Raw genomic sequence first — 20,360 nt, forward strand, 5'->3', positions numbered from 1 at the left:
GCCAACTAGAGCGTTTTCCAGCGAAGTGGATACCGGTTCGCGTGAAGAAAACGCGTCAAAACAAAAACCTAGAGCCCCGTTCCGATACAATCGGAACGGAAAGGCTCTAGCTTCGGTCAACTTTGCTGTCAGGAGAGTCTCATGTCCCCGCCACTCAGCCGCATCACAAGCGACGAGCGCTTGCCGTCGCAAGCCGATGTTGTCGTCATCGGCGGTGGCGTCATCGGCGTTTCGGCGGCCTATCATCTGGCGAAGAAAGGACACTCCGTCGCGCTGATCGAGAAGGGGCATGTCGGCGCGGAGCAGTCGAGCCGCAACTGGGGCTGGTGCCGCCAGCAGGGCCGTGCCCGCGCCGAGATCCCGCTGGCCCGCGAGGCGCTGCGGCTGTGGGAAGACATGCAGAACGACGCCGGCGTCGATGCCGGCTTTCGGCGCACCGGCGTCTTGTTCCTGACCAAGAACCCGCAGGAACTGGCCGCGTGGGAGAAGTGGGCCGAGATTGCGCGCGAACAGCAGGTGCATTCGACGGTCTTGTCGGCGGCTGAGGTCGCTGAGCGCGTGCCCGGCAATGCCGACACCTGGGTCGGCGGTTTGCACACGCCGAGTGACGGGCGCGCCGAGCCTTCGATGGCCGTACCGGCGCTCGCGGCCGCCGCGCGCAAGCACGGTGTGACGATTCATCAGGGCTGCGCCGCGCGCGGGCTCGAAACCCAGGGCGGACAGGTGAGCGCGGTCGTCACGGAGAAGGGGGCTATTCGCACGCAGTCCGTGCTGCTGGCGGGTGGGGCGTGGTCGTCGCTGTTTTGCCGGCGCCACGGCATCGAACTGCCGATCGGCCTCGTCAACGCCACCGCGTGCCGCACCACGCCGGCGCCGGAAATCACGATGGGCGCGCTCGGCACCGACTTCTATTGCATTCGCCGCCGCCTCGATGGCGGCTTCACGCTGGCGCTGCGCGGCCGCGGCACGGTGGAAGTGTCGCCGGATCTGTTTCGATATGCCAAAACCTTCTGGCCGACCTACAAGCAGCGCCGCAAGGGACTGAAGCTGTCGTTCGGAAAGTCGTTCTTCGATCAGATCATGCGCGGCACCAATTGGAGCCTCGACAAGCCTTCGCCGTTCGAGACCGAGCGGGTGCGCGATCCCGCGCCTGATATGTCGCTGGTCACTTCGGCGCTCGCGGCGCTGATCAAGTCAAACCCTGATTTGAAGGGCATCGAAGTCGCGGAGGCCTGGGGAGGCACAATCGATACGACGCCCGACACCATTCCGGTGATTTCACGTGTCGATGCGATGCCGGGGTTTTTCCTCGCGACCGGCTTCAGCGGTCATGGCTTCGGCATTGGCCCGGCAGCCGGCAAGCTCGCTGCCGACCTCGTCACGGGCGAAACGCCGCTGGTCGATCCGGCGGCCTACAGCCATACCCGCCTGATCGACGGCCGGCCGCTGGCGCCGGTCAGCCTGTTCTAGCGGTATCGGATCGGGGCCGCGCCATGACATTCCTCTACAAGGCGAACGCGATCCGAGGTGTGGAATGGGCGCGCTTTTTTGCAGAGCGTGCCCCGGAGCTGTCGTTCCGGCTTTGGCCTGATATCGGCGATCCGGCAGAGGTGCGTTATCTGACGGTGTGGGCGCCGCCGGAAAACATCGCCGCAACCTTCCCCAATCTCGAACTCATCTTCTCGGTCGGAGCAGGGGTCGATCAATTCGATTTCTCGCAGATCCCGCCCCATGTTCCGCTGATCCGCATGCTGGAGCCCGGCATCGCGGAGGGCATGGTTGAATATGTCACCATGGCCGTGCTTGCGCTGCACCGTGATCTCCTGCACTTCATCGACCAGCAACGCGAGCAGACATGGCGCGAGATCCGGGTCACGCCGGCTGCGAAACGACGTGTTGGCGTGATGGGCCTCGGTCTGCTCGGTCAGGCGGTGCTTGAACGGTTCAAACTATTCGGCTTTCCGCTTGCGGGCTGGAACCGCTCTCCACGCACCATCGAGGGTGTCAGGTGTTATGCGGGCCGGGAGACATTGCCCGATTTCCTCGCGCAGACCGACATCCTTGTCTGCCTGCTGCCGCTGACCGATGAAACCCGCGGCATCCTGAACACAGGTCTGTTCGAGGCGCTGCCGCGTGGTGCTAAACTCGTCAATGTCGGGCGGGGCGGGCATCTGGTCGAGGCAGACCTCATTGCGGCTCTGGAGCGCGGCCTGTTGTCGGCAGCCGTTCTCGACGTCGCCAAACCCGAGCCGTTGCCGGCGGGCCATCCGTTCTGGAGCCATCCGCGCATTCTCCTTACGCCACATATCGCCAGCATGACGACGCCGGAAGCGGCGGTCGAATTCGTGCTCGATACCATCGGTCGCCACCGCCGCGGTGAAGCCCTGCCGGGTCGTGTCGATCGTGACCGCGGCTACTGAAACCGGGCATTGAAAGCTTCAGGATGAGTATTGGCCCAAGAGTACCAAAGAGCGGACTTGACCATCTCGCCACCGGCGTGAAGCCGGCCCAGGCAGCGGGTTCGCCGGTGCTGTCGATCGCGGGCCTGACCACCTCGTTCATCCGCGATGGGCAATGGATTCCCGTCGTCCGGAACGTGTCGTTCGACGTTGCCGCGAAAGAGACGGTGGCGATCGTCGGGGAGTCGGGTTCGGGCAAGAGCGTCACCGCGCTCTCCATCATGCGGCTCATTCCGCAAGAGAACGGCCGCATCGAGGGCAGCATCAAGCTTGCGGGCCGCGATCTCCTGACGCTGCCTGAACAGACCATGCAGGATGTGCGCGGCAACGAAGTTGCCATGATCTTCCAGGAACCGATGACCAGCCTCAATCCGGTGCTGACCATCGGCTTCCAGATCGCCGAAGCGCTGATCTACCATCGGGGCATGTCGCGCTCGGCGGCCGAAGCCGAGACCGTTCGTCTTCTCGAGAGAGTCCGCATCCCGGCGGCGAAGTCGCGTTTCCACGAACATCCTCATCGCTTCTCCGGCGGCATGCGCCAGCGCGTGATGATCGCCATGGCGCTGGCTTGCAGGCCGAAGCTGCTCATCGCCGACGAGCCGACCACCGCGCTCGACGTCACGATCCAGGCGCAGATCCTCGAGCTCCTCAAGGTTCTGCAGGAAGAAGAGGACATGGCGATCCTCTTCATCACGCATGACATGGGAGTGGTGGCCGAAATCGCGGACCGCACCGTGGTAATGTATGACGGCCAGGCGGTCGAGGCCGACAGCACCGCACGGATCTTCGCCGCGCCTTCGCATCCTTATACCCGCGCGCTTCTCTCCGCCGTGCCGCGTCTCGGCTCCATGGAAGGGCGGGCGCGGCCGATGCGATTTCCGATCGTCGACAAGGTAACGGGAACGTCGGACGAACCGACGGAGACGCCCGATACGGTCGCCGCATCAGAGCGGCCGGTGCTCGACGTCGCCAACCTGACCACGCGGTTTCCGATCCGCTCCGGCCTGTTCGGCAAGGTCTCGGGCCGCGTCCATGCGGTGGAAAACATATCCTTCAGCGTGCACGCCGGCGAAACACTGGCGCTTGTCGGTGAGTCCGGATGCGGCAAGTCGACGACGGGACGGTCCATCCTCAAGCTGGTCGAGCCGGACAGCGGCTCCGTGCTGGTCGACGGTGAGGATGTCCTCGGCATGGGCGCCTGGGCCCTGCGCGCCTTGCGCAAGCGTATGCAGATCGTGTTCCAGGATCCGTTCGCGAGCCTCAATCCGCGCATGTCGGTCGGCTCGGCGGTCGCCGCGCCGCTCTATGCCCATGGACTGGCTTCTTCGTCGCAGGCGCGCGACAAGGTTGCCGATCTGTTGGTTCGCGTCGGACTGACGGCAGATATGGCGTCGCGCTTTCCGCACGAGTTCTCCGGCGGGCAACGCCAGCGCATCTGCATCGCCCGCGCGCTGGCGCTCGGGCCCAGGCTGATCATCGCCGACGAGGCGGTCTCGGCGCTCGACGTCTCGGTCAAGGCGCAGGTGGTCAATCTGATGCTCGACCTTCAGGCGAGCATGGGCCTTGCCTATCTCTTCATCTCGCATGACATCGCGGTGGTCGAGCGGATGAGCCACCGTGTCGCTGTCATGTATCTCGGAGAAATCGTCGAGATCGGTCCCCGTGCGGCGGTGTTCGGCAATCCGCAGCATCCCTATACCAGGAAGCTGATGGCGGCCGTACCGATCCCTGATCCGGCGCGCCGCGCGAGAAGCGCGGTGTATCCAACGACGAAATCAAAAGTCCGGTGCGCGCGCCCGACTACCAGCCTCCGGTTCGCCAGTACCGCGAGGTCACACCGGGCCACGTCGTCCAGGTTTGGGGCGAAGAATGGTCGGGCTAACCGGCACCCCGAATCGCATGTGAGCGCGCGTCAGCCCTTCACCATATCCCCGAGCAGGTTCGCCGCCACCGTCAGCTTCGCGAGCGTCAGGCCGCTGGCCACAATCTCCTCGACCGAGCGGCGGATGCGCGTCGCTTCGGGATGAGCCGCCAGCCAGTTCTCGGCGGCCTCCTGGCCGCATTGGCCGGTTGCCAGCATGTCCGCAGCCAGCCTTCTTTCGGCGGCGGCGATCTGGTCAATGGCGCGATCAATGGCGAGACGTTCGTAGTTATCGTTGGCCGGGACGCTGCGTGCCGCGGCGATAAGGCGATCGAGACGGAAATTGGCCTCGGCAGCGAAGAAGGTGGCGGCGGCGTCGCCGATGGTCCGGCTGGCGCGCTCCGCCACCGTCACGATATCCGGTGCCGAGACCAAGGCGTCGAGATCGGCGAACTCGCCTGCGACGTCGGCTGGCACGCCGGCATCGATCAGGTCCTGCCGTCGCTTGCTGCGCCCAGACTGCATGTCCTCCGGAAGGGTCTCGTTGAGTCCGGCGACGATCTCGCGGATGCTGGGGCCGAAGCGAGCGATGACCGAGTCCAGACCGGCCTTGAAATCGACGTTGCGCACATACCAGACCATACGGGAGAGCAGGAGATCCTGAATCGCAGCGTAGAGGGTAAGCTGCAATTGCCCGTCGATGCGGTTGTCGAGCGCATCGATCGCGTCGTTCAGCCGCTTCAGACCGTAGGATTCATCCACCGCCACGAAGGCCATGACAATGGTCGACACCTCGGCGTCCGTTTCGTCGATCAGGCGCACGACACATGCCGGGCCGCCGCGATTGATGACGGCATTGGCGAGATTGGTGGCGATAATCTCCCGACGAAGGCGATGCTGCTCCACTGCAGCGGGGAATTTGTCCTCAAGCTCGCGCGGGAAGTACTGAGACAATTCGCGGGCAAGATACGGATCGTCAGGCACGCTGGCGGCGAGCAGATCGTCGTAAAGCGTCAGCTTGGCGTAAGCGAGCAGCACGGCAAGTTCCGGCCGGGTCAGGGATTGGGCGCGCCGGGCGCGTTCGGCGATCGCTGCGTCGTCGGGCAGGAATTCCACAGCGCGGCTGAGAAGGTCGCGCTGCTCGAGCGACTGCATCAGGCGCGCGAGGAAGCCGGTCTCTGCCAGGCCCTTGCGTTCGGCCAGCGAAAGCACCAGCGTCTGCAGATAATTGTTGCGCAGCACCAGGGCGCCGACCTCGTCGGTCATCGCGGCCAGCAGGCTGTTGCGGTCAGCCGCACTGAGGTGTCCCTCGCGCTCGGGGCGCGCCAGCGCGATCTTGATATTGACCTCGACGTCGGAGGTGTTCACGCCGGCCGAATTGTCGATCGCGTCGGTGTTGAGCCTGACGCCTTTTTGCGCGGCTTCGATGCGGCCACGCTGCGTCACGCCAAGGTTGGCGCCCTCGCCGATCACCCGGGCGCGGATATCGGCGCCGGTGACGCGGATCGGATCGTTGGCGCGATCACCGACCTGATCGTCGCTTTCCCCCGACGCGCGGATATAGCTGCCGATGCCGCCAAACCAGAGCAGGTCGACGCGCGCTTTCAGAATCGCCGTCATCACCTCGAACGGCGTGGCTTGCGGCTTGTCGAGATCAAGCAGGGTGCGCACTTCCGGAGCGAGCGCAATGGCCTTGAGAGAGCGCGAGAACACGCCGCCGCCTTGCGAGATCAGCCCCTTGTTGTAATCCTGCCAGCTTGAGCGCGGCAGGTTGAACATGCGCAGGCGTTCGGCGTGGCTGACGGCCGGGTCGGGCGAGGGATCGATGAAGATGTCGCGGTGATCGAAAGCCGCGACCAGCCTGGTCGCCGGCGACAGCAGCATGCCATTGCCGAACACATCGCCGGACATGTCGCCCACGCCGGCGACGGTGAACGGCATGGTCTGAATGTCGGTGCCGAACTCGCGGAAGTGGCGCTTTACCGCCTCCCAGGCGCCGCGCGCGGTGATCCCCATCTTCTTGTGGTCATAGCCCTGGCTGCCGCCGGAGGCGAAGGCATCGCCGAGCCAGTGGTTCTTCTCGGTCGAGATCGCGTTGGCGATGTCGGAAAAGGTGGCGGTGCCTTTGTCGGCGGCGACGACGAGGTAGGGGTCGTCGCCGTCATGCCGCACGGTGGAGTCCGGCGACACGATGTCGTCGCCGTCGAGATTGTCGGTGAGTTCGAGCATGGAGCGAATGAAGATGCGATAGGCTTCGGTGCCTTCGGCCATGTAGGCGTCGCGATTGGAGGGCGGCGGCAGGCGCTTGGGCACGAAGCCGCCCTTGGCGCCGACAGGCACGATCACGGCGTTCTTGACCTGCTGGGCCTTGACCAGGCCGAGGATCTCGGTGCGGAAGTCTTGCGGCCGGTCAGACCAGCGCAACCCGCCGCGTGCGACCTTGCCGAAGCGCAGATGAATACCTTCGACACGCGGCGAATAGACGAAGATCTCGTAGAGCGGCCGCGGGGCCGGCAGGTCCTCGATCTTGCGCGCGTCGAACTTGAACGAGATCACCGGACGCGGATGTCCATCCTCGCCGATCTGCCACAGATTGGTGCGGATGGTTGCCTGCACCAGATTGGTGAAGCGGCGCAGGATGCGGTCTTCGTCGAGCGAAGCGACGGATTGGAGCTGTTCCTCGATCTCGGTGAGGAGGGTCGCTTCACGTGCCGAGCGCTCGGCGTCGGTGGCGGCGAGGCGCGGATCGAGGCGGGCCTGGAACAGCGCGACCATGCTGGCGGTGATCGCGGTGTTCTTGCGCAGGGTCTCCCACATGTAGTCCTGGCTGAACGGCGCGCGGATCTGGTGCAGGTAGCGGGACAGCGCGCGGATGGTCGAAACCTCGCGCCAGCTCAGGGCCGTACGCAGGATGAGGGCGTTGTATCCGTCGGATTCGGCCCGATCGCCGACCACCGCCATGATCGAGGCTTCCAGCCGATGGCCGAATTCCGAGCTGATCACGATCGGCTTGCCGTCGTTGGCCTCGATCGTCATGTCGTGCAGCCATACCGGCGCCGGCGCCGGCATGGCGCGAGGCACGATCTGATAGGTGCGCTCGTTGACGACGCGCAGGCCGTGATGTTCGATCACCGGCACCCGGTACGACAGCGACAGGGGTGCGCCAAGCGAGAAGACCTTGAGACCGAAGCGCGTTGGATCGTTCTCGCCCTCGATGTGGTGGGCCGAAATCGCCACCGGCCGCGCCGGGGTAAGCTTTTCGATGGTGGCGATATCGGCAATCGCCTGCGAGGTGCCGAAGGCCTCCGTGTAGCCGCCGGTGAAGGCCTGGGCGTAACGGTTGGCGAGCATGCGCGCTCGCATGCCGTCGGTGGAGGCGGCGAGCGCCGCCTTCAGCTTGTCGCCCCAGGTCGCGGCGATGGTGCTGATCTCGGATTCCAGCATAGCGCGCTCGACGACAGGCGTTTTGCCCTCATAGCGCCCGATGATGTAGTGGACGCGCGCAAGCGATCCTTCGGGGAAGGAAGCGTACGAGGCGGCCAAGCGCCCCTTGTAGACCTGCGCCAGGAATTCCCCGACGCGCATGCGCACATCGGTGTCATATTTCTCGCGCGGAATGAAGACAAGGATGGAGACGAAACGGTCGAACTTGTCGGCCCGTGCCAGTGCCCGCACGCGGGGACGCTCATAGAGCGTCAGGACATCCATGACGAAATTGTAGAGCGTTGTGGCATCGAGCTGGAAGAGCTCGTCGCGTGGATAGTCTTCGAGGATATGAAGGACGGCCTTGCCTGAGTGACTGGCCGGGTCGAAGCCGGCGCGCTCCAACACCAGTTCGACCTTGTGGCGGACATAGGGGATCTGCCGCGCCGAGCGGGTATAGGCACCCGAGGTGAACAGGCCGACGAGGCGCAACTCGCCCTCCAGCCGCCCGTCGGGTGCATAGAGTTTGATGCCGACATAGTCCATGCGGACGCGCCGATGAACACGGCTGTTCACATTGGCCTTGACCACCATCAGGACGGTCGGCTCGCGCATGAATTCGCGGATTTCCGGCGTCATGACCACCATTTCGGCGCCGCGGCGAAGAACCTTCACATCGGGATCACGCAGGATGCCGAGGCCTTCGCCGGTGCTGATGTCGTCCGGCGCATCGGCGTCGGGCGAGAATCGATATTCGCGCAAGCCCAGGAAGGTGAAATTGTCGGCGCACAGCCATTGCAGGAACTGGTTGGCTTCGGCGACCTCGTCGATCGGCAGCGGCGGCGGATTGGAGCGGAAGGTCATGATCGCCTGCTCGACCCGGGCGCGCATGGCCCGCCAGTCGGCGACGCAGGCGCGCACGTCGTTAAGCGTCCTAGTCAGGCCCTCGATCAGCTTCTGGCGGTCGGCATCGGCGTCCAGGCGCGCGATGTGGAAATGAATCAGGCTTTCGCGTTCGCCCTTTGCTCCCTCGGGCAGCGCTTCGCCGTAGAAATGCACCAGCTTGCCTTGCTCGTTGCGCTCCACGGCGATGATCGGGTGGGCGACCAGCGTGACCTCGATGCCCCGCTCGGCGAGCTCCGCCATGGTGGAATCGAACAGGAAGGGCATGTTGTCGTTGAGAACTTCGAGCACGGAAATCTCGCGCCCGTCGGGCATCATCGGATTGACGACACGGATGTCGGCACGGCCCGTCGTGCGTTGCTGCACATGCTCCCAGGCCTGTTCCGCCAGGAAGGCCAGCGAGGCCGCATCGTAGTTGGCGAGGTCCTCGAGATTGGTATGGCCGAACAGATGCTCGGCAAAGGATCGGGGCGCCTTGCCCGGCTGCACGTTACCCGCGGCTTCGTGGATCAGGGTCGCCCGGGCCTTGTCGTCACGCCACGACGCCATAAGGTCCTCCATTTCTCTCGCCGTCTGACCGCAGCCGCGATCGTTCGCTTGATTCTGGAGTGCATCTCTTTGAGCGCATCGCTTTGGCCGGGATTGATCACGTGCGCGCAATCCCCGGTCTCGGAGCCTCAGCAACCCTTGAAGATTATGCCATCAAATCTCGAGAAATGCATCTTCAGTATGCGTTTCAGCCGACTTCGAGAGGCTTGACTTGCTGGGCAAGTAGGTTGTGGAGGTCGCAAAAGGTCACCCGCCACGGCGCATTCGCGCAAGCCTTGCTGGTACAGCTTACGAACGGGGGAATTCTTGCAGCAGAGGGGGGCCGAATCTTGCGCGGCTGATCGCGGCTCCGCCGGTGGCAGTAAGCTCACCGGCGGTCGCAGACGATGGCCGGGTCAGGCCGCTTTGGCTTTCGATTTCGCCACGTGGGTAGCGATCGCATCCATCAGCGGCGGCGACAGGCAATCATAGGGTTCGAGCCCGAGCTCTGTAAGGCGGGATCTGATCCCCGCCATGTCGGACGGAGCGACACCGGCTTCGATCACGGACGATACGAACGCGGCAAACCCTGGTGCCGCCGAACCGGTTTCCTGGAATAGTTCGGGGTGGATGAAGTCGAGGCCGTAGAACGGATGTCCCTTGTTCTCGATCCGGCCGTACATATGCGTGCCGCAGGCCTTGCAGGCGTGGCGCTGGATCGCCGCTGACGCGTCGACAATTTGCAGCTTGTCGCCGTTTTCCAGCACCGACACATTTTCGCGTGGCACGACCGCCACCACCGAGAAGGTTGCCCCGGCCGGCTTCCAGCATTTGGTGCAGCCGCAGGCGTGGTTGTGGGCGACATCACCCTTGATGCCGACCTTGACCGCCTTGTCCGCGCACTTGCAGGCAAGGGTGCCGCCGGCAAAGCTGCCCGATCCTTTCTTGACGCCGTTGTCGACCGATGGGTGGATGTGAACAGTCATGGGCCTATCCTCCTTATGTTTGACGTTCTTTGGCTTTAGAAAACGACGACCGAACGGATCGACTTGCCCTCGTGCATCAGATCGAAGCCCTTGTTGATCTCCTCCAGCTTGAGGACGTGGGTGATCATCGGGTCGATCTCGATCTTTCCGTTCATGTACCAGTCAACGATCTTAGGGACATCGGTACGGCCGCGCGCGCCGCCGAACGCAGTGCCTTTCCACACCCGGCCGGTCACCAGCTGGAACGGCCGGGTCGCGATTTCCTTGCCGGATTCAGCTACCCCGATCACGACAGAGGCACCCCAGCCGCGATGGCACGCCTCGAGCGCCTGGCGCATCACGGTGGTGTTGCCGGTGCAGTCGAAGGTGTAGTCGGCGCCGCCGTCGGTGAGCGTGACCAAATGCGCAACGATGTCGCCACCGACCTTGGTCGGGTTGACGAAATGGGTCATGCCGAAGCGGCGGCCCCATGCTTCCTTGCTGTCGTTGATGTCGACGCCGATGATCTTGTCGGCGCCGACCATTTTGGCGCCCTGAATCACGTTGAGCCCGATTCCGCCAAGTCCGAACACCACCACATTGGCGCCCGGCGTGACCTTGGCGGTGTTGACCACCGCGCCGACCCCGGTCGTCACGCCGCAGCCGATGTAGCAGCTCTTGTCGAACGGGGCGTCTTCGCGGATCTTCGCCAGCGCAATTTCCGGCAGCACGGTAAAGTTCGAGAACGTCGAGCAGCCCATGTAGTGGAAGACGGGCTTGCCCTTGTAGCTGAACCGCGACGTGCCGTCGGGCATCACGCCCTTGCCCTGCGTGGCGCGAATTGCAGTGCAAAGGTTCGTCTTTTGACTGAGACAGCTTTTGCACTGGCGGCATTCGGGTGTGTAAAGCGGGATCACGTGGTCGCCCGGCTTCAGTGACGTGACGCCCGCGCCGACCTCGCGAACGATGCCGGCGCCCTCATGGCCGAGGATCGAAGGAAAGATTCCCTCGCTGTCGAAACCGTCAAGCGTATAGGCGTCGGTGTGGCAAATCCCGGTCGCCTTTATCTCGACAAGGACCTCACCGGCCTTCGGCCCCTCCAGATCGACTTCAACAATTTCGAGAGGCTTTTTCGCTTCGAAAGCGACAGCAGCGCGCGTCTTCATTCCAGACTCCACTTTTCGTCTTGAGGGCGCTGCAAGGACATCTGTCCCCCGCGCTCACTCCGGATGATCATTTCCTGCCCATGCAGGAATTCTCCGCCTCGGTGTAGGCGTCAGGCTTGTCTTCCTTTTTGGCAGGACGCACGCGCCCGACCGCGTCATTGGCGCGGGCGCGAAGATAGATGTAGAGGTCGTCCATGTAGCAGGCAACGTTCGGATTATCGCCGAGCGCCGGCATCACGTTCTCCTGCGACGAACTCACATTCTTGCGGCCGCTCGCGACAACGCCGACGAAGTCTCCGTAGCTCATGGTCTTGACCGAATCCGTGAGGGCAGGGGCGTAGGTCGATCCCATCCCGTCGGGGCCATGGCAGACATGGCATTCCGAGTGATAGCGGCGGTATCCCGAGTAAGTGTACCAATCCACCGTGCCGTCAGGGGCGACCTTGAAGGTCGGAGTGCCTTCCTTGTCGAAGTACTTTCCGTCCTCGGACTTGACGGCCGTCGGATCGACCGCGTCTGCAGCTGATGTAACTCCTCCGGATACCGCGAAGATCATTGCGGCGCCCACAAACCAGATTTTACGCAAGAGATTGTCCTCGGGATTCGTTGGGAAGTGCCCCGGCGCATGGAGCCAGTCCATGCGCCGGAACGTAGATGGTTCAGCTCACTGCGGCAGGGCGAATACGGTCAGTGATCCGCCGAGCGCCGTGTAGTTGCTCAGTGCGGCGTAGCCGCCGACCGCGCCGAGACCAGCGGTCGGATCGGTCAGACCGGCCGCAAGGCCGATGCCAGCCCAGCCACCGACGCCGGACAGCACTGCGACATACTGCCGGCCGCCCTGCTCATAGGTCGTGACGTTGCCGATGATGCCGGACGGGGTCCTGAACTTGTAGAGTTCCTTGCCCGTCTTGGCATCGACCGCCTTGAGGTAACCTTCGAGCGTTCCGTAGAACACCACGCCGCCGGCGGTGGCGAGCGCACCGGACCACACCGAGAACTGCTCCTTGTTCGACCACACGATCTTGCCGGTCTTGTTGTCCCAGGCAATGAAGTTGCCCATGTGGGATTCGCCGGGGGGCGGGTACATCGAGAGCGTCGCCCCGACATAGGGCTGGCCTGCGGTGTAGCTCACCTTGAACGGCTCATAGTCCATGCAGACGTGGTTGGTCGGAACATAGAACAGCTGGGTGTCCGGCGAGTAGGCTGCCGGCTGCTCGTCCTTGGTGCCGAGCGCGGCCGGGCAGATGCCCTTGGTATTCTTGTCCTCGCCGGTCTGTTCGGTCGAATATTGACTGACGACCTTGGGACGGCCGTAGGTCGGCGAGCTCTTGTTCATGTCGACGCCGGTGGTCCAGTTGACCTTCGGATCGTACTTCTCGGCTACCAGCAGCTCACCGTTGACACGGTCGAGCGTATAGGCGAGCCCGTTCCGGTCGAAATGGGTGAGAAGCTTGCGCTCCGCGCCATTGAACTGCTGATCGCTCAGGATCATTTCATTGACGCCGTCATAGTCCCATTCATCATGGGGCGTCATCTGGTAGACCCAGCGGGCCATCCCGGTATCGGCATTGCGCGCAAAAATGGTCATCGACCATTTGTTGTCGCCCGGGCGCTGCTTCGGGTTCCAGGTCGAGGGATTTCCCGAGCCGTAGTAGACCATGTTGAGCGCGGGGTCATAGGACAGCCAGCCCCATGTGCAGCCGCCGCCGATCTTCCATTGATCGCCTTGCCAGGTCTTGATGCTCGAGTCCTTGCCGATCGGCTTGCCGAGATCGGTCGTCTTGTCGGGGTCGACCATGATCTGGTCGTCCGGCCCTTCGGAGAAGGCCCGCCACACTTGCTTGCCTGACTTGAGGTCGTAGGCGGTGACGTGACACTGCACGCCGAACTCGCCGCCGGAGATGCCAACCAGGACCTTGTCCTTGATGACGAGCGGCGCGGAAGTGCCGGTTGCGCCCTTGCCGGGATCACCATTCTTCGCCGACCACTCAAGTTTGCCGGTCTTGGCGTCGAGAGCGACCAGCGTGGTGTCGGCCTGGTGCAGGAAGATCTTGCCGTCGCCGTAGGCCACGCCACGGTTTACGGTGTCGCAGCACATCACCGGAATGACGTTCGGATCCTGCTTCGGCTCGTACTTCCAGACGATCTGGTTGTCCTTGGATAGGTCAAGGGCATAGACCTTGTTTGGGAACGGCGTGTGGACATACATCATGTTGCCGATGATGAGCGGTCCGCCTTCGTGGCCACGCAGCACGCCGGTCGAGAAGGTCCAGGCGACCTGGAGCTTGCCGACATTGGCTGCCGTGATCTGGTTGAGTTTCGAGTAGCGCGTATTGGCGTAGTCGCCTGCCGGCATCACCCAATCTTTCGGGTTCTGCGACATTTTGATCAATTCCTCGTTGGCTACGGCGCTGCCCACGGCGAACGCCGCCATGGAACCAAGACAAGTTGCAAATAGCAGTCTGCGCATTGCGTCCTCCCACTGATGAAGCCCAGGTACCGCCGAGGTGGCGGCCCACTTTTTCGATTTTGTCCCGTATCTTTATCCCGTTCGGGAATGGGAAACTTGCCCAAGAGGGAAGGGCATTTGCTCCAAAGCGAACCTCGGCGAACTTTCTGTTTTCTGCTGGAATCGCTGTGGGCGTTGCCACACATAAGGCAGCGTTTGGGCGGCCGCTGTGCGGCGCACTACGACGGATGTCGCACGATCGAGGTAACCTTCCCCTTGACGGCGCAGAAACTAAGTCGGAGGATTGTCAAGTGGATGCCGGGACATACGTTGCTTAGGCAACAACGATCGTTCTAAATTGAGGTAAATCAAACTTCACCGTGACCGAGTCTCCCGCGGCAACAGTTACATTTCTCGAATCGGTGGCTGGCAATGGTTGATACGCTCCACTCGCTTACCACTTCGGGATTGTCGCCGAAGAAGCAGATCCAGTGCTGGTCGGATGCACTGACGGATCTTTGCGGCCAATTTGACATAGATCCGTTGAAAGCTTCGTCGCTCGAAGCGCGTGTCAACTACACGACGGTCTCAAAGCTGAAGCTCTGCCAGATCGAGGTCAGCCAGCATCGCATCGCGCACACCGTGTCCCGTTCAAAAGCGAGCGAGCATCCCTACGTCAAGATATTGTTTCAGACGCACGGCGTTTCCTATTTCGAGCAGGAGGGCCGGCGTATCGATCTGATGCCCGGCGATTGTCTTGCCTACGATGTATCCTGTCCGCATACGATCGTCAGTCCGGCGCTGACGCGCCACGAAGTCGTCATCGTGCCGAAGGCGCTGCTGCAGGAGCGCGGCTTCCATACGGCGCGGATGTCGGCGTGCAAGCTCTCGGCGCGCACAGGCACCGGCCGGATTGCCTATGACTTCGTTCATGCGGCATTTGACCAGGCTGCGAGGCTGTCGCCGAACAACGCGGTCGTCGTCGCCGATTCGCTGATCGATCTGTTGCTGTTGCCGCTGCGCGAGGCGGACGCGAGTTTCGATCGCGGTGGCCCCGAGGCGATGTATATTCGCGCCCAGGCCTTCATCCGCGAACATCTGCGCGATCCTGATCTGTGCATCGATCAGATTTCCGCGGCACTGGGCTGCACCAAGCGTTACCTGCACATGCTGTTCAGCGACCGGGGCATGACCGTCAGCGACTATATCTGGCAGGCACGGTTGCAGAACTGCCGCCATGAACTGGAGACGCATGGCGGCAAGACCGTCACGGATGTCGCATTCTCATGGGGCTTTTCGAGTTCGTCCCATTTCAGCCGGGTCTTCCGCAGGTATTTCGGCATCGTTCCGTCTTCGATCCAGAAGGCGCAGCACAACAGCCCGGCTCCAGACGCTTCCTGAGTTCCTCAACTCGCAACAGCGTCCCCTGATCTGAACGCGATCCGTAGATCGAAGCTCCGATGACGCGGCGGCTCGTCGCCCAATGGAGCCTTGCCTGGCCCGGTTCCTTACGGGCTTTTGGCGGCACAAACATTGCTTTGATCATCCCGCCGGAGAACACAGGAGCGGGACGGATGAAGCGAATCATCCTTTTTCTGGGAATTTTCGGTTGTTCCGTTGCAGGGGTCGGCGCGCGCGACCTTGGTCAATGGGAAAACGCGGATCCTGCGATCCGGCAGTGGTACCAATCGCTGATGCAGCCCGACGCTCCCAGCGCATCATGCTGCGGCGAGGCTGACGCCTACTGGGCCGATGAAATCCACGTCCGGGATGGCAAGACCTACGTGCGCATCACCGATGACCGGCCGGATGAACCGCTCGGCCGGCCCCACGTCAAGAATGGAACGGAAATCGAAATCCCGCACTACAAGCTCAAATGGGACCAGTCGAATCCCACGGGGCACGGCGTCGTTTTCATGAACCGCAACGGTCACGTGTTCTGTTACGTCCAGCCCGGCGGCGTATGAGCGCTTGATCAGCCCATCGGAACATGCGGACAGATGCTCGGCCGCTTCTGGGACCCACGCTTGTCGATCGGCACATTGCAATTGTCGATCCGCTGCTCATCCATCCATTTCCTGCCGAGCCGTTCCTTGCCGGTCAGTGTTGCAGGCGGGTTTGCGGAGCCCGGTGTCGGCTGCCCGAGTTGCGAGTTGTCCTGGGCCTCGACCGCCGTCGCGAGGCCAATCGCGAGGAAGGCTCCGAGCGTTCCGCAGATCAATGGTCGCATGTGATTAGCCTCGCAAATTGTAGACACTGATCGGAAACATGAGGTGCGCCCGATTAGACAACAGCGAGATTCGACCCGCCACCCGGAACCCGTGGCCTCCGAACCGGTTGCTCATCCGTCCTGCGTGCCGGGGCGCACGGCAGGTCCAAGGAGGATCAGATGAACACGAAACGACTCATTCTCGCGGCTTGCTCGATCGCTGTTCTGAGCATCGGCAGCGCAATGGCCGCCCCGTGCGACACCAGCGGTCGCGCCGCAAACCTGAAGGATGCGGGTTCCGGACCTGCATCGGTTGGCACCGGCCAGACCACCGGCATGGCTTCCGATGCCAAGGAACACGCGCCAACCAGCACGATGAACCGCGCCGCCAGCGATGTTGCAGCGTCTTCGCAGGATACGCAAAAGCAGATGCAAGGTCAGCCGACGGCGGCGCAGCAGGCCCAAGGCGCCAAGTCTGATCAGCTAATGGCCGAAAAGGCCTGTGATTAGGACAGCTGTGATTTGGCCGGGACCGCCGATCGTGATCGGCTGTGGCTAGCCGCGATACAGAGATATTCGGCGTGCTCATTGACCGGCACGCCGCTGCACCGAACAGCGTCAGGGCCCGTCCTTCGGCGGAAGAATCGGAGCGGGCAGCGGCGCGAATTCGATATTGCCGGCTTCACCGGTCAGGAACGATAGATCGAGCGGACCGCCGCTCATCGGATCGCCGCCCGGCGCAGCCGTCGGGCGCAGTGTCGAGACATCGGAGGGTCCCTCAGGCGCAGGTTGTCCATTGCCGGATCCGTAATCGGCCGCGCGTCCACCCTGCGGATGGCCTTTCATGATCTCGTCGCGCGCCGCGGTCACCTTGTGGGCGAGCGCCGCGGAATAGGGCAAGCGATGGGCCCGCGGCTGACCGCTCGGAAGATTGGCCGCATCGAGTTCCTCGACCCAGATATGCACCGCGCCAGGATCGCGATCGAGCGGGTTCGGCTCAACGACCCGCGCCCACAACAATTGGAACTGCGACGGCAGCGGTGCGGGCGCCGACCAGCCGGCCAAGCCCTCGATGCGGAAAAACGCCACGCAGTAGTAGACGCTGGTGACAAGCACGGCCGCTGCTTTGAGCTTCCAGGAGACGCGGGCGCGCAACGCAATGACCAGCAACAACGCCGCCAGCAGCGCGTAGGCGATCGACAGACCCAGGATTTCCTTCTGCAATTCCATGGTCAGCCACTTTTGCTCGGCCGCCTGCGCAGTGTCTGCAGCAGCGATTTCTCGTGATGGTTGACATCGACGATGCCGCCGCCGGCGTCTATCGAGAAGCGGACGGCGGTGCGTTCGGTGCCCGCGCTTTGCATCATCATCTTGTCGTAGTGGACGACCTGAACCGTCGGATTGAGCTTCTCGACCTTCACCGAAACCGGCACGGGTTCGCGGCCCATCGCGATAAAATGATAGATATTCACGGTGTATTCGCCGGCGACGATGCCGCGGATGCTGACCGTCTCCTGGCGGATCGGCGACAGGACCTTGCGGCCGTTGACCAGAATGAAATCGTTGGCGCCACCGCGATCGTCGCGGTCGAGCAGCATGAATCCAGCCTCGCGCCGCCGATACCAGACCATATTGCCAAGCGGGTCCTGAACGAACATGTCGAAGTCATCAGGATGCTGGTCGGGCCAGGCCATCGTGACCAGGAATTCCGCCTTGCTGTCGATCTTGCCATCCTTTGCCTCGGGCGCGATGGCGAGCAATGCGACGAAGAACAGGAAGGCGAGGACCTGCAGCGCCTTGAACAGCATGACCGCGAACGGATCGAACGGCTCCTCCTGCGGCATGAGGTCATATTCGTCGATCATTCCGCCGCCTCAGGCCTGTTCTCCAGGATCGAAACGACGCGAACTTCCGTCAGCCCGACGGCGAAGGCAAACAGCTTCGCGGTCGCGTCGTCGAGCATGTAGTACTGGATCCGGACGAGGATGGAACCGACGAGACCGGCGAGCGTCGTGTACATGGCGACCGCCATGCCGTCGCTCATCAGATTCATCGAAGACCTGACCGTGCTGCGGTCGCTGGGATCTAACCCCGCAATCGGCGCCAGCATCATGATGAAGCCGATGATCGTGCCGAGCAGGCCAAGCTTCATCAGCGTGTCACTGGCGAAGGCGCCAAACTGGTTGGAGCCGCGTAGCCGGCTGGCCAGCCCGCGCAGCAGCAGCGTCTGATCGAGCTTCCGGGATCCCTGCAGGCGTGCCTTGACGGCAAGGTCGCGAATGTGGGCCGCGACCAGACCGGTTGGTAGCAGGCCGGCGCCTTCGACGACCACGGCGTCGCCGTCAAGATCGAGGCGACCCGATCCGGACGCGATCAATGCGCCGGTGCGGCGCGCCGCGTCGCCCTCGCGTGCGATCACGATCGTGCGCCACAGGCAGTGCAGCGACGTCGCGACATAGAGCAGAGCGATGATCGGCGAGAGATAGGTCCGATCGCCAGCGATCATCTGCCGAACGAGGCCGAAGCGCCACAACAGAAAGAACGCAAAAATCCACAGCCCGGTGAAGACCAGCCATCGCAACAGAGGCCCGCGGTCACCAAAAGAATCAAGATCGCCACTCGCCGTTGGCATCCGGACACCTCGACCCAAGAACCTGGACCCAAGAACCTCGACCTAAGAACCTCGACCCAAGAGAACGCCAACCTTCCACATGTCGCATGGGCAGGCAAACCGAATTCGTCAAATGGCGATTCAAGCTTCCGTTGGGCACAGGGTCTTTCACGGGCCATGCGCTATGTCGCTCATGCCGCGAGGCGTTCCGCATTTGCCCAAGAGAGAAGTAACTTTGTCCGAGAGAGAAATTTCGGGCCGTAAGTGCGGCACTCTAGCGTTGTGCCGTCGATGTTCCATACTTGCGCTGCGTCCGGGGCGGCCCTAGGTTCTGCTCCGGCGTGAACGTCGCGCCAAACTAGTTGGGAGGACCCCGAATGACTTGGAAGACTCCGAAGATCGTCGAAGTGTCGGTGGGCATGGAAATCAACATGTACGCCTGCGCATCGCGCAAGTAGACTGCATCGAAACGTTCTGCCCGGCTCTGGCTGCACTCTGCTGCTACGAGCCGTGGCAGGCGTCCGGTTCAAGATCTGGTCCGGCTCAAGATTTAGTCCGGCGCGAGATTTAGCCGGCTCAGTATTTCAGAACATCGGCTCGCGAAATTACGCAGCGCCCAACTCCCTTTGCATTGATCGGCTTGTGTCGAAAGTCTCGACGCCGTCAGGCTACTTGCAGAAGAAGCTTGGCATTCCATTTTCCCTCATTGGCGCCCTCGCGCCGGCATCGGCTGCCATGGCCGGAATTCAGGGAATAGGTCTTCCGATTCCTTGGCGGCCGCCACCTGCGCCATGCTAGGGTGCCGGCAGTGACGCCTCGTTCATTCCCGTCGTTTTCATTCGTGGCTCGTGGATGCCAATTCGTTCGAACACCTGCCGGGCGGTATTCGTCTGTCTCTCTGCGCTGCTTCCGGGTGGTGTTTGCGCGGAGGGCATTGATACCGAGCATCTGTTCGGCTTCATGATCGGCACGGATATCGGCAGTGTCGGCGAGCGCGAGCTGCAGAGCGAGACCACCGGACGATTTTCTAAGAATGGCGGAAAGTACCGCGCGATCGGGCAGGAATTCGAATTGGAATTCGTGCCTGCCAAAAATGTCCGCGTGGAGTTGGGAACCAGCTTTGCGTCCCATTATATCCGCGGCGTTCCCGGTCTGGAGGATCGGCGCCAGTTGTCGTGGGAAGGCGTGTCCTTGGACCTGCGCTACCGGTTTCTCGATCGGGACGCGGCCCCATTTGGCTTTACCGTCGCGGTAGAAAGCCACGGCAGCCGCATTGACGAGACCACGGCAGCGGCGGTGCGAAGCTACGGGGCGGGACTAACACTGGCGTTCGACCGCGAAATAATTCCGAACGTCGCCGTCGCTGCACTCAATCTGATCTACCAGCCGGAATGGACGCGCGTTGTCGGCACCGGAGCCGCAGAGCAGGAATCGACCATCGGTGCTGCGCTCGCCTTGATGGTGCAAACACGTCCGGGCTTTTTTCTCGGCGGCGAAGCCCGCTATCTCAGGCAGTATGAAGGGATCGGGTTGAAGGAATTCGAAGGCCAGGCGCTGTTTGTCGGGCCCACGGCCTATTTTCAATTGTCGCCGCGCTCACGATTGACCGCGGCCTGGAGCGTTCAGGCATGGGGACGTCCGGCCGGATCGAATGCGGCGCTCGACCTCGTCAACTTCGAGCGCCATCACGCGCGGCTGATTTTCGGCGTTAATTTTTGAGCCTGTGGGCCTGACTCGAGGTCGCCAGGTTGCCGGATTTTCACGGTGTGGTGAAACTTTTCGCTGC

At 62.7% G+C, this 20,360-nt stretch carries 16 protein-coding genes and 1 pseudogene; 8 read left to right on the forward strand and 9 right to left on the reverse strand.

What is annotated here, in order from left to right; translation table 11 throughout:
• Window positions 1-141: 141 nt before the first annotated feature.
• From JQ575_RS08050 to JQ575_RS08060, 3 genes and pseudogenes are all read left to right on the forward strand, one after another.
• Window positions 142-1,470, forward strand: a complete 1,329-nt coding sequence (locus JQ575_RS08050; RefSeq protein WP_212032687.1) for an FAD-binding oxidoreductase — start codon at window positions 142-144, stop codon at window positions 1,468-1,470.
• 23 nt (window positions 1,471-1,493) lie between these two features.
• Window positions 1,494-2,420: a glyoxylate/hydroxypyruvate reductase A gene (locus JQ575_RS08055; protein WP_212032688.1), complete on the forward strand. Its 927-nt coding sequence runs from the start codon at window positions 1,494-1,496 to the stop codon at window positions 2,418-2,420.
• A gap of 23 nt (window positions 2,421-2,443) precedes the next feature.
• Window positions 2,444-4,341, forward strand: a pseudogene (locus JQ575_RS08060) (dipeptide ABC transporter ATP-binding protein).
• 30 nt (window positions 4,342-4,371) lie between these two features.
• Here the strand turns inward: JQ575_RS08060 and JQ575_RS08065 are convergent.
• The 5 genes from JQ575_RS08065 to xoxF5 form a co-directional block, all read right to left on the reverse strand.
• Window positions 4,372-9,207 carry an NAD-glutamate dehydrogenase gene (locus tag JQ575_RS08065; protein ID WP_212032689.1) on the reverse strand — a complete coding sequence of 1,612 codons (4,836 nt, stop codon included), beginning with the start codon at window positions 9,205-9,207 and terminating at the stop codon, window positions 4,372-4,374.
• A 383-nt stretch (window positions 9,208-9,590) separates the two neighbouring features.
• Entirely contained in the window at window positions 9,591-10,160 is a 570-nt protein-coding gene (gene gfa, locus JQ575_RS08070) for an S-(hydroxymethyl)glutathione synthase (RefSeq protein WP_212032690.1), read from the reverse strand.
• A gap of 35 nt (window positions 10,161-10,195) precedes the next feature.
• Window positions 10,196-11,305, reverse strand: a complete 1,110-nt coding sequence (locus tag JQ575_RS08075; protein WP_212032691.1) for an S-(hydroxymethyl)glutathione dehydrogenase/class III alcohol dehydrogenase — start codon at window positions 11,303-11,305, stop codon at window positions 10,196-10,198.
• 67 nt (window positions 11,306-11,372) lie between these two features.
• Entirely contained in the window at window positions 11,373-11,861 is a 489-nt protein-coding gene (locus JQ575_RS08080; protein ID WP_212032830.1) for a c-type cytochrome, methanol metabolism-related, read from the reverse strand.
• A 108-nt stretch (window positions 11,862-11,969) separates the two neighbouring features.
• The gene (gene xoxF5 / locus JQ575_RS08085) at window positions 11,970-13,775 is read right to left on the reverse strand and encodes a lanthanide-dependent methanol dehydrogenase XoxF5 (protein ID WP_212032692.1); all 1,806 of its coding nucleotides are present in this window, start codon (window positions 13,773-13,775) and stop codon (window positions 11,970-11,972) included.
• Window positions 13,776-14,186: 411 nt separating this feature from the next.
• Between xoxF5 and JQ575_RS08090 the strand changes: the two genes are divergently transcribed.
• Together JQ575_RS08090 and JQ575_RS08095 are read left to right on the forward strand one after the other, a co-directional pair.
• A complete protein-coding gene (locus JQ575_RS08090) occupies window positions 14,187-15,155 on the forward strand; it encodes a helix-turn-helix domain-containing protein (protein WP_212032693.1) in 969 nt (322 codons plus the stop codon).
• A 59-nt stretch (window positions 15,156-15,214) separates the two neighbouring features.
• Window positions 15,215-15,721: a hypothetical protein gene (locus tag JQ575_RS08095; RefSeq protein ID WP_249166518.1), complete on the forward strand. Its 507-nt coding sequence runs from the start codon at window positions 15,215-15,217 to the stop codon at window positions 15,719-15,721.
• An 8-nt stretch (window positions 15,722-15,729) separates the two neighbouring features.
• Here JQ575_RS08095 and JQ575_RS08100 read toward each other — a convergent pair whose 3' ends face one another.
• The gene (locus tag JQ575_RS08100) at window positions 15,730-15,984 is read right to left on the reverse strand and encodes a hypothetical protein (protein WP_212032842.1); all 255 of its coding nucleotides are present in this window, start codon (window positions 15,982-15,984) and stop codon (window positions 15,730-15,732) included.
• Between the two features lie 159 nt (window positions 15,985-16,143).
• Between JQ575_RS08100 and JQ575_RS08105 the strand changes: the two genes are divergently transcribed.
• Window positions 16,144-16,473 (forward strand): hypothetical protein, encoded by a 330-nt coding sequence (locus JQ575_RS08105; RefSeq protein ID WP_212032694.1) that lies wholly within the window; start codon window positions 16,144-16,146, stop codon window positions 16,471-16,473.
• Between the two features lie 108 nt (window positions 16,474-16,581).
• Here the strand turns inward: JQ575_RS08105 and JQ575_RS08110 are convergent, their stop codons facing one another.
• Genes JQ575_RS08110 through JQ575_RS08120 form a run of 3 tightly spaced genes read right to left on the reverse strand, consistent with a single transcriptional unit; the run spans window position 16,582 to window position 18,595 of the window.
• Entirely contained in the window at window positions 16,582-17,193 is a 612-nt protein-coding gene (locus JQ575_RS08110) for a hypothetical protein (protein WP_212032695.1), read from the reverse strand.
• 2 nt (window positions 17,194-17,195) lie between these two features.
• A complete protein-coding gene (locus JQ575_RS08115) occupies window positions 17,196-17,828 on the reverse strand; it encodes a hypothetical protein (protein ID WP_212032696.1) in 633 nt (210 codons plus the stop codon).
• On the reverse strand, window positions 17,825-18,595 hold the full coding sequence (locus JQ575_RS08120) for a MotA/TolQ/ExbB proton channel family protein (protein WP_212032697.1): 771 nt from the start codon (window positions 18,593-18,595) through the stop codon (window positions 17,825-17,827). Before JQ575_RS08120 ends, JQ575_RS08115 begins: the two co-directional genes overlap by 4 nt.
• 356 nt (window positions 18,596-18,951) lie before the next feature.
• Between JQ575_RS08120 and pqqA the strand changes: the two genes are divergently transcribed.
• Window positions 18,952-19,032, forward strand: a complete 81-nt coding sequence (pqqA, locus tag JQ575_RS08125) for a pyrroloquinoline quinone precursor peptide PqqA (RefSeq protein ID WP_192736930.1) — start codon at window positions 18,952-18,954, stop codon at window positions 19,030-19,032.
• A 394-nt stretch (window positions 19,033-19,426) separates the two neighbouring features.
• The gene (locus JQ575_RS08130) at window positions 19,427-20,293 is read left to right on the forward strand and encodes a hypothetical protein (RefSeq protein WP_212032698.1); all 867 of its coding nucleotides are present in this window, start codon (window positions 19,427-19,429) and stop codon (window positions 20,291-20,293) included.
• The last annotated feature ends 67 nt before the right edge of the window (window positions 20,294-20,360 follow it).

It is taken from the genome of Bradyrhizobium sp. JYMT SZCCT0428 (assembly GCF_018131075.1).
Lineage (GTDB): Bacteria > Pseudomonadota > Alphaproteobacteria > Rhizobiales > Xanthobacteraceae > Bradyrhizobium.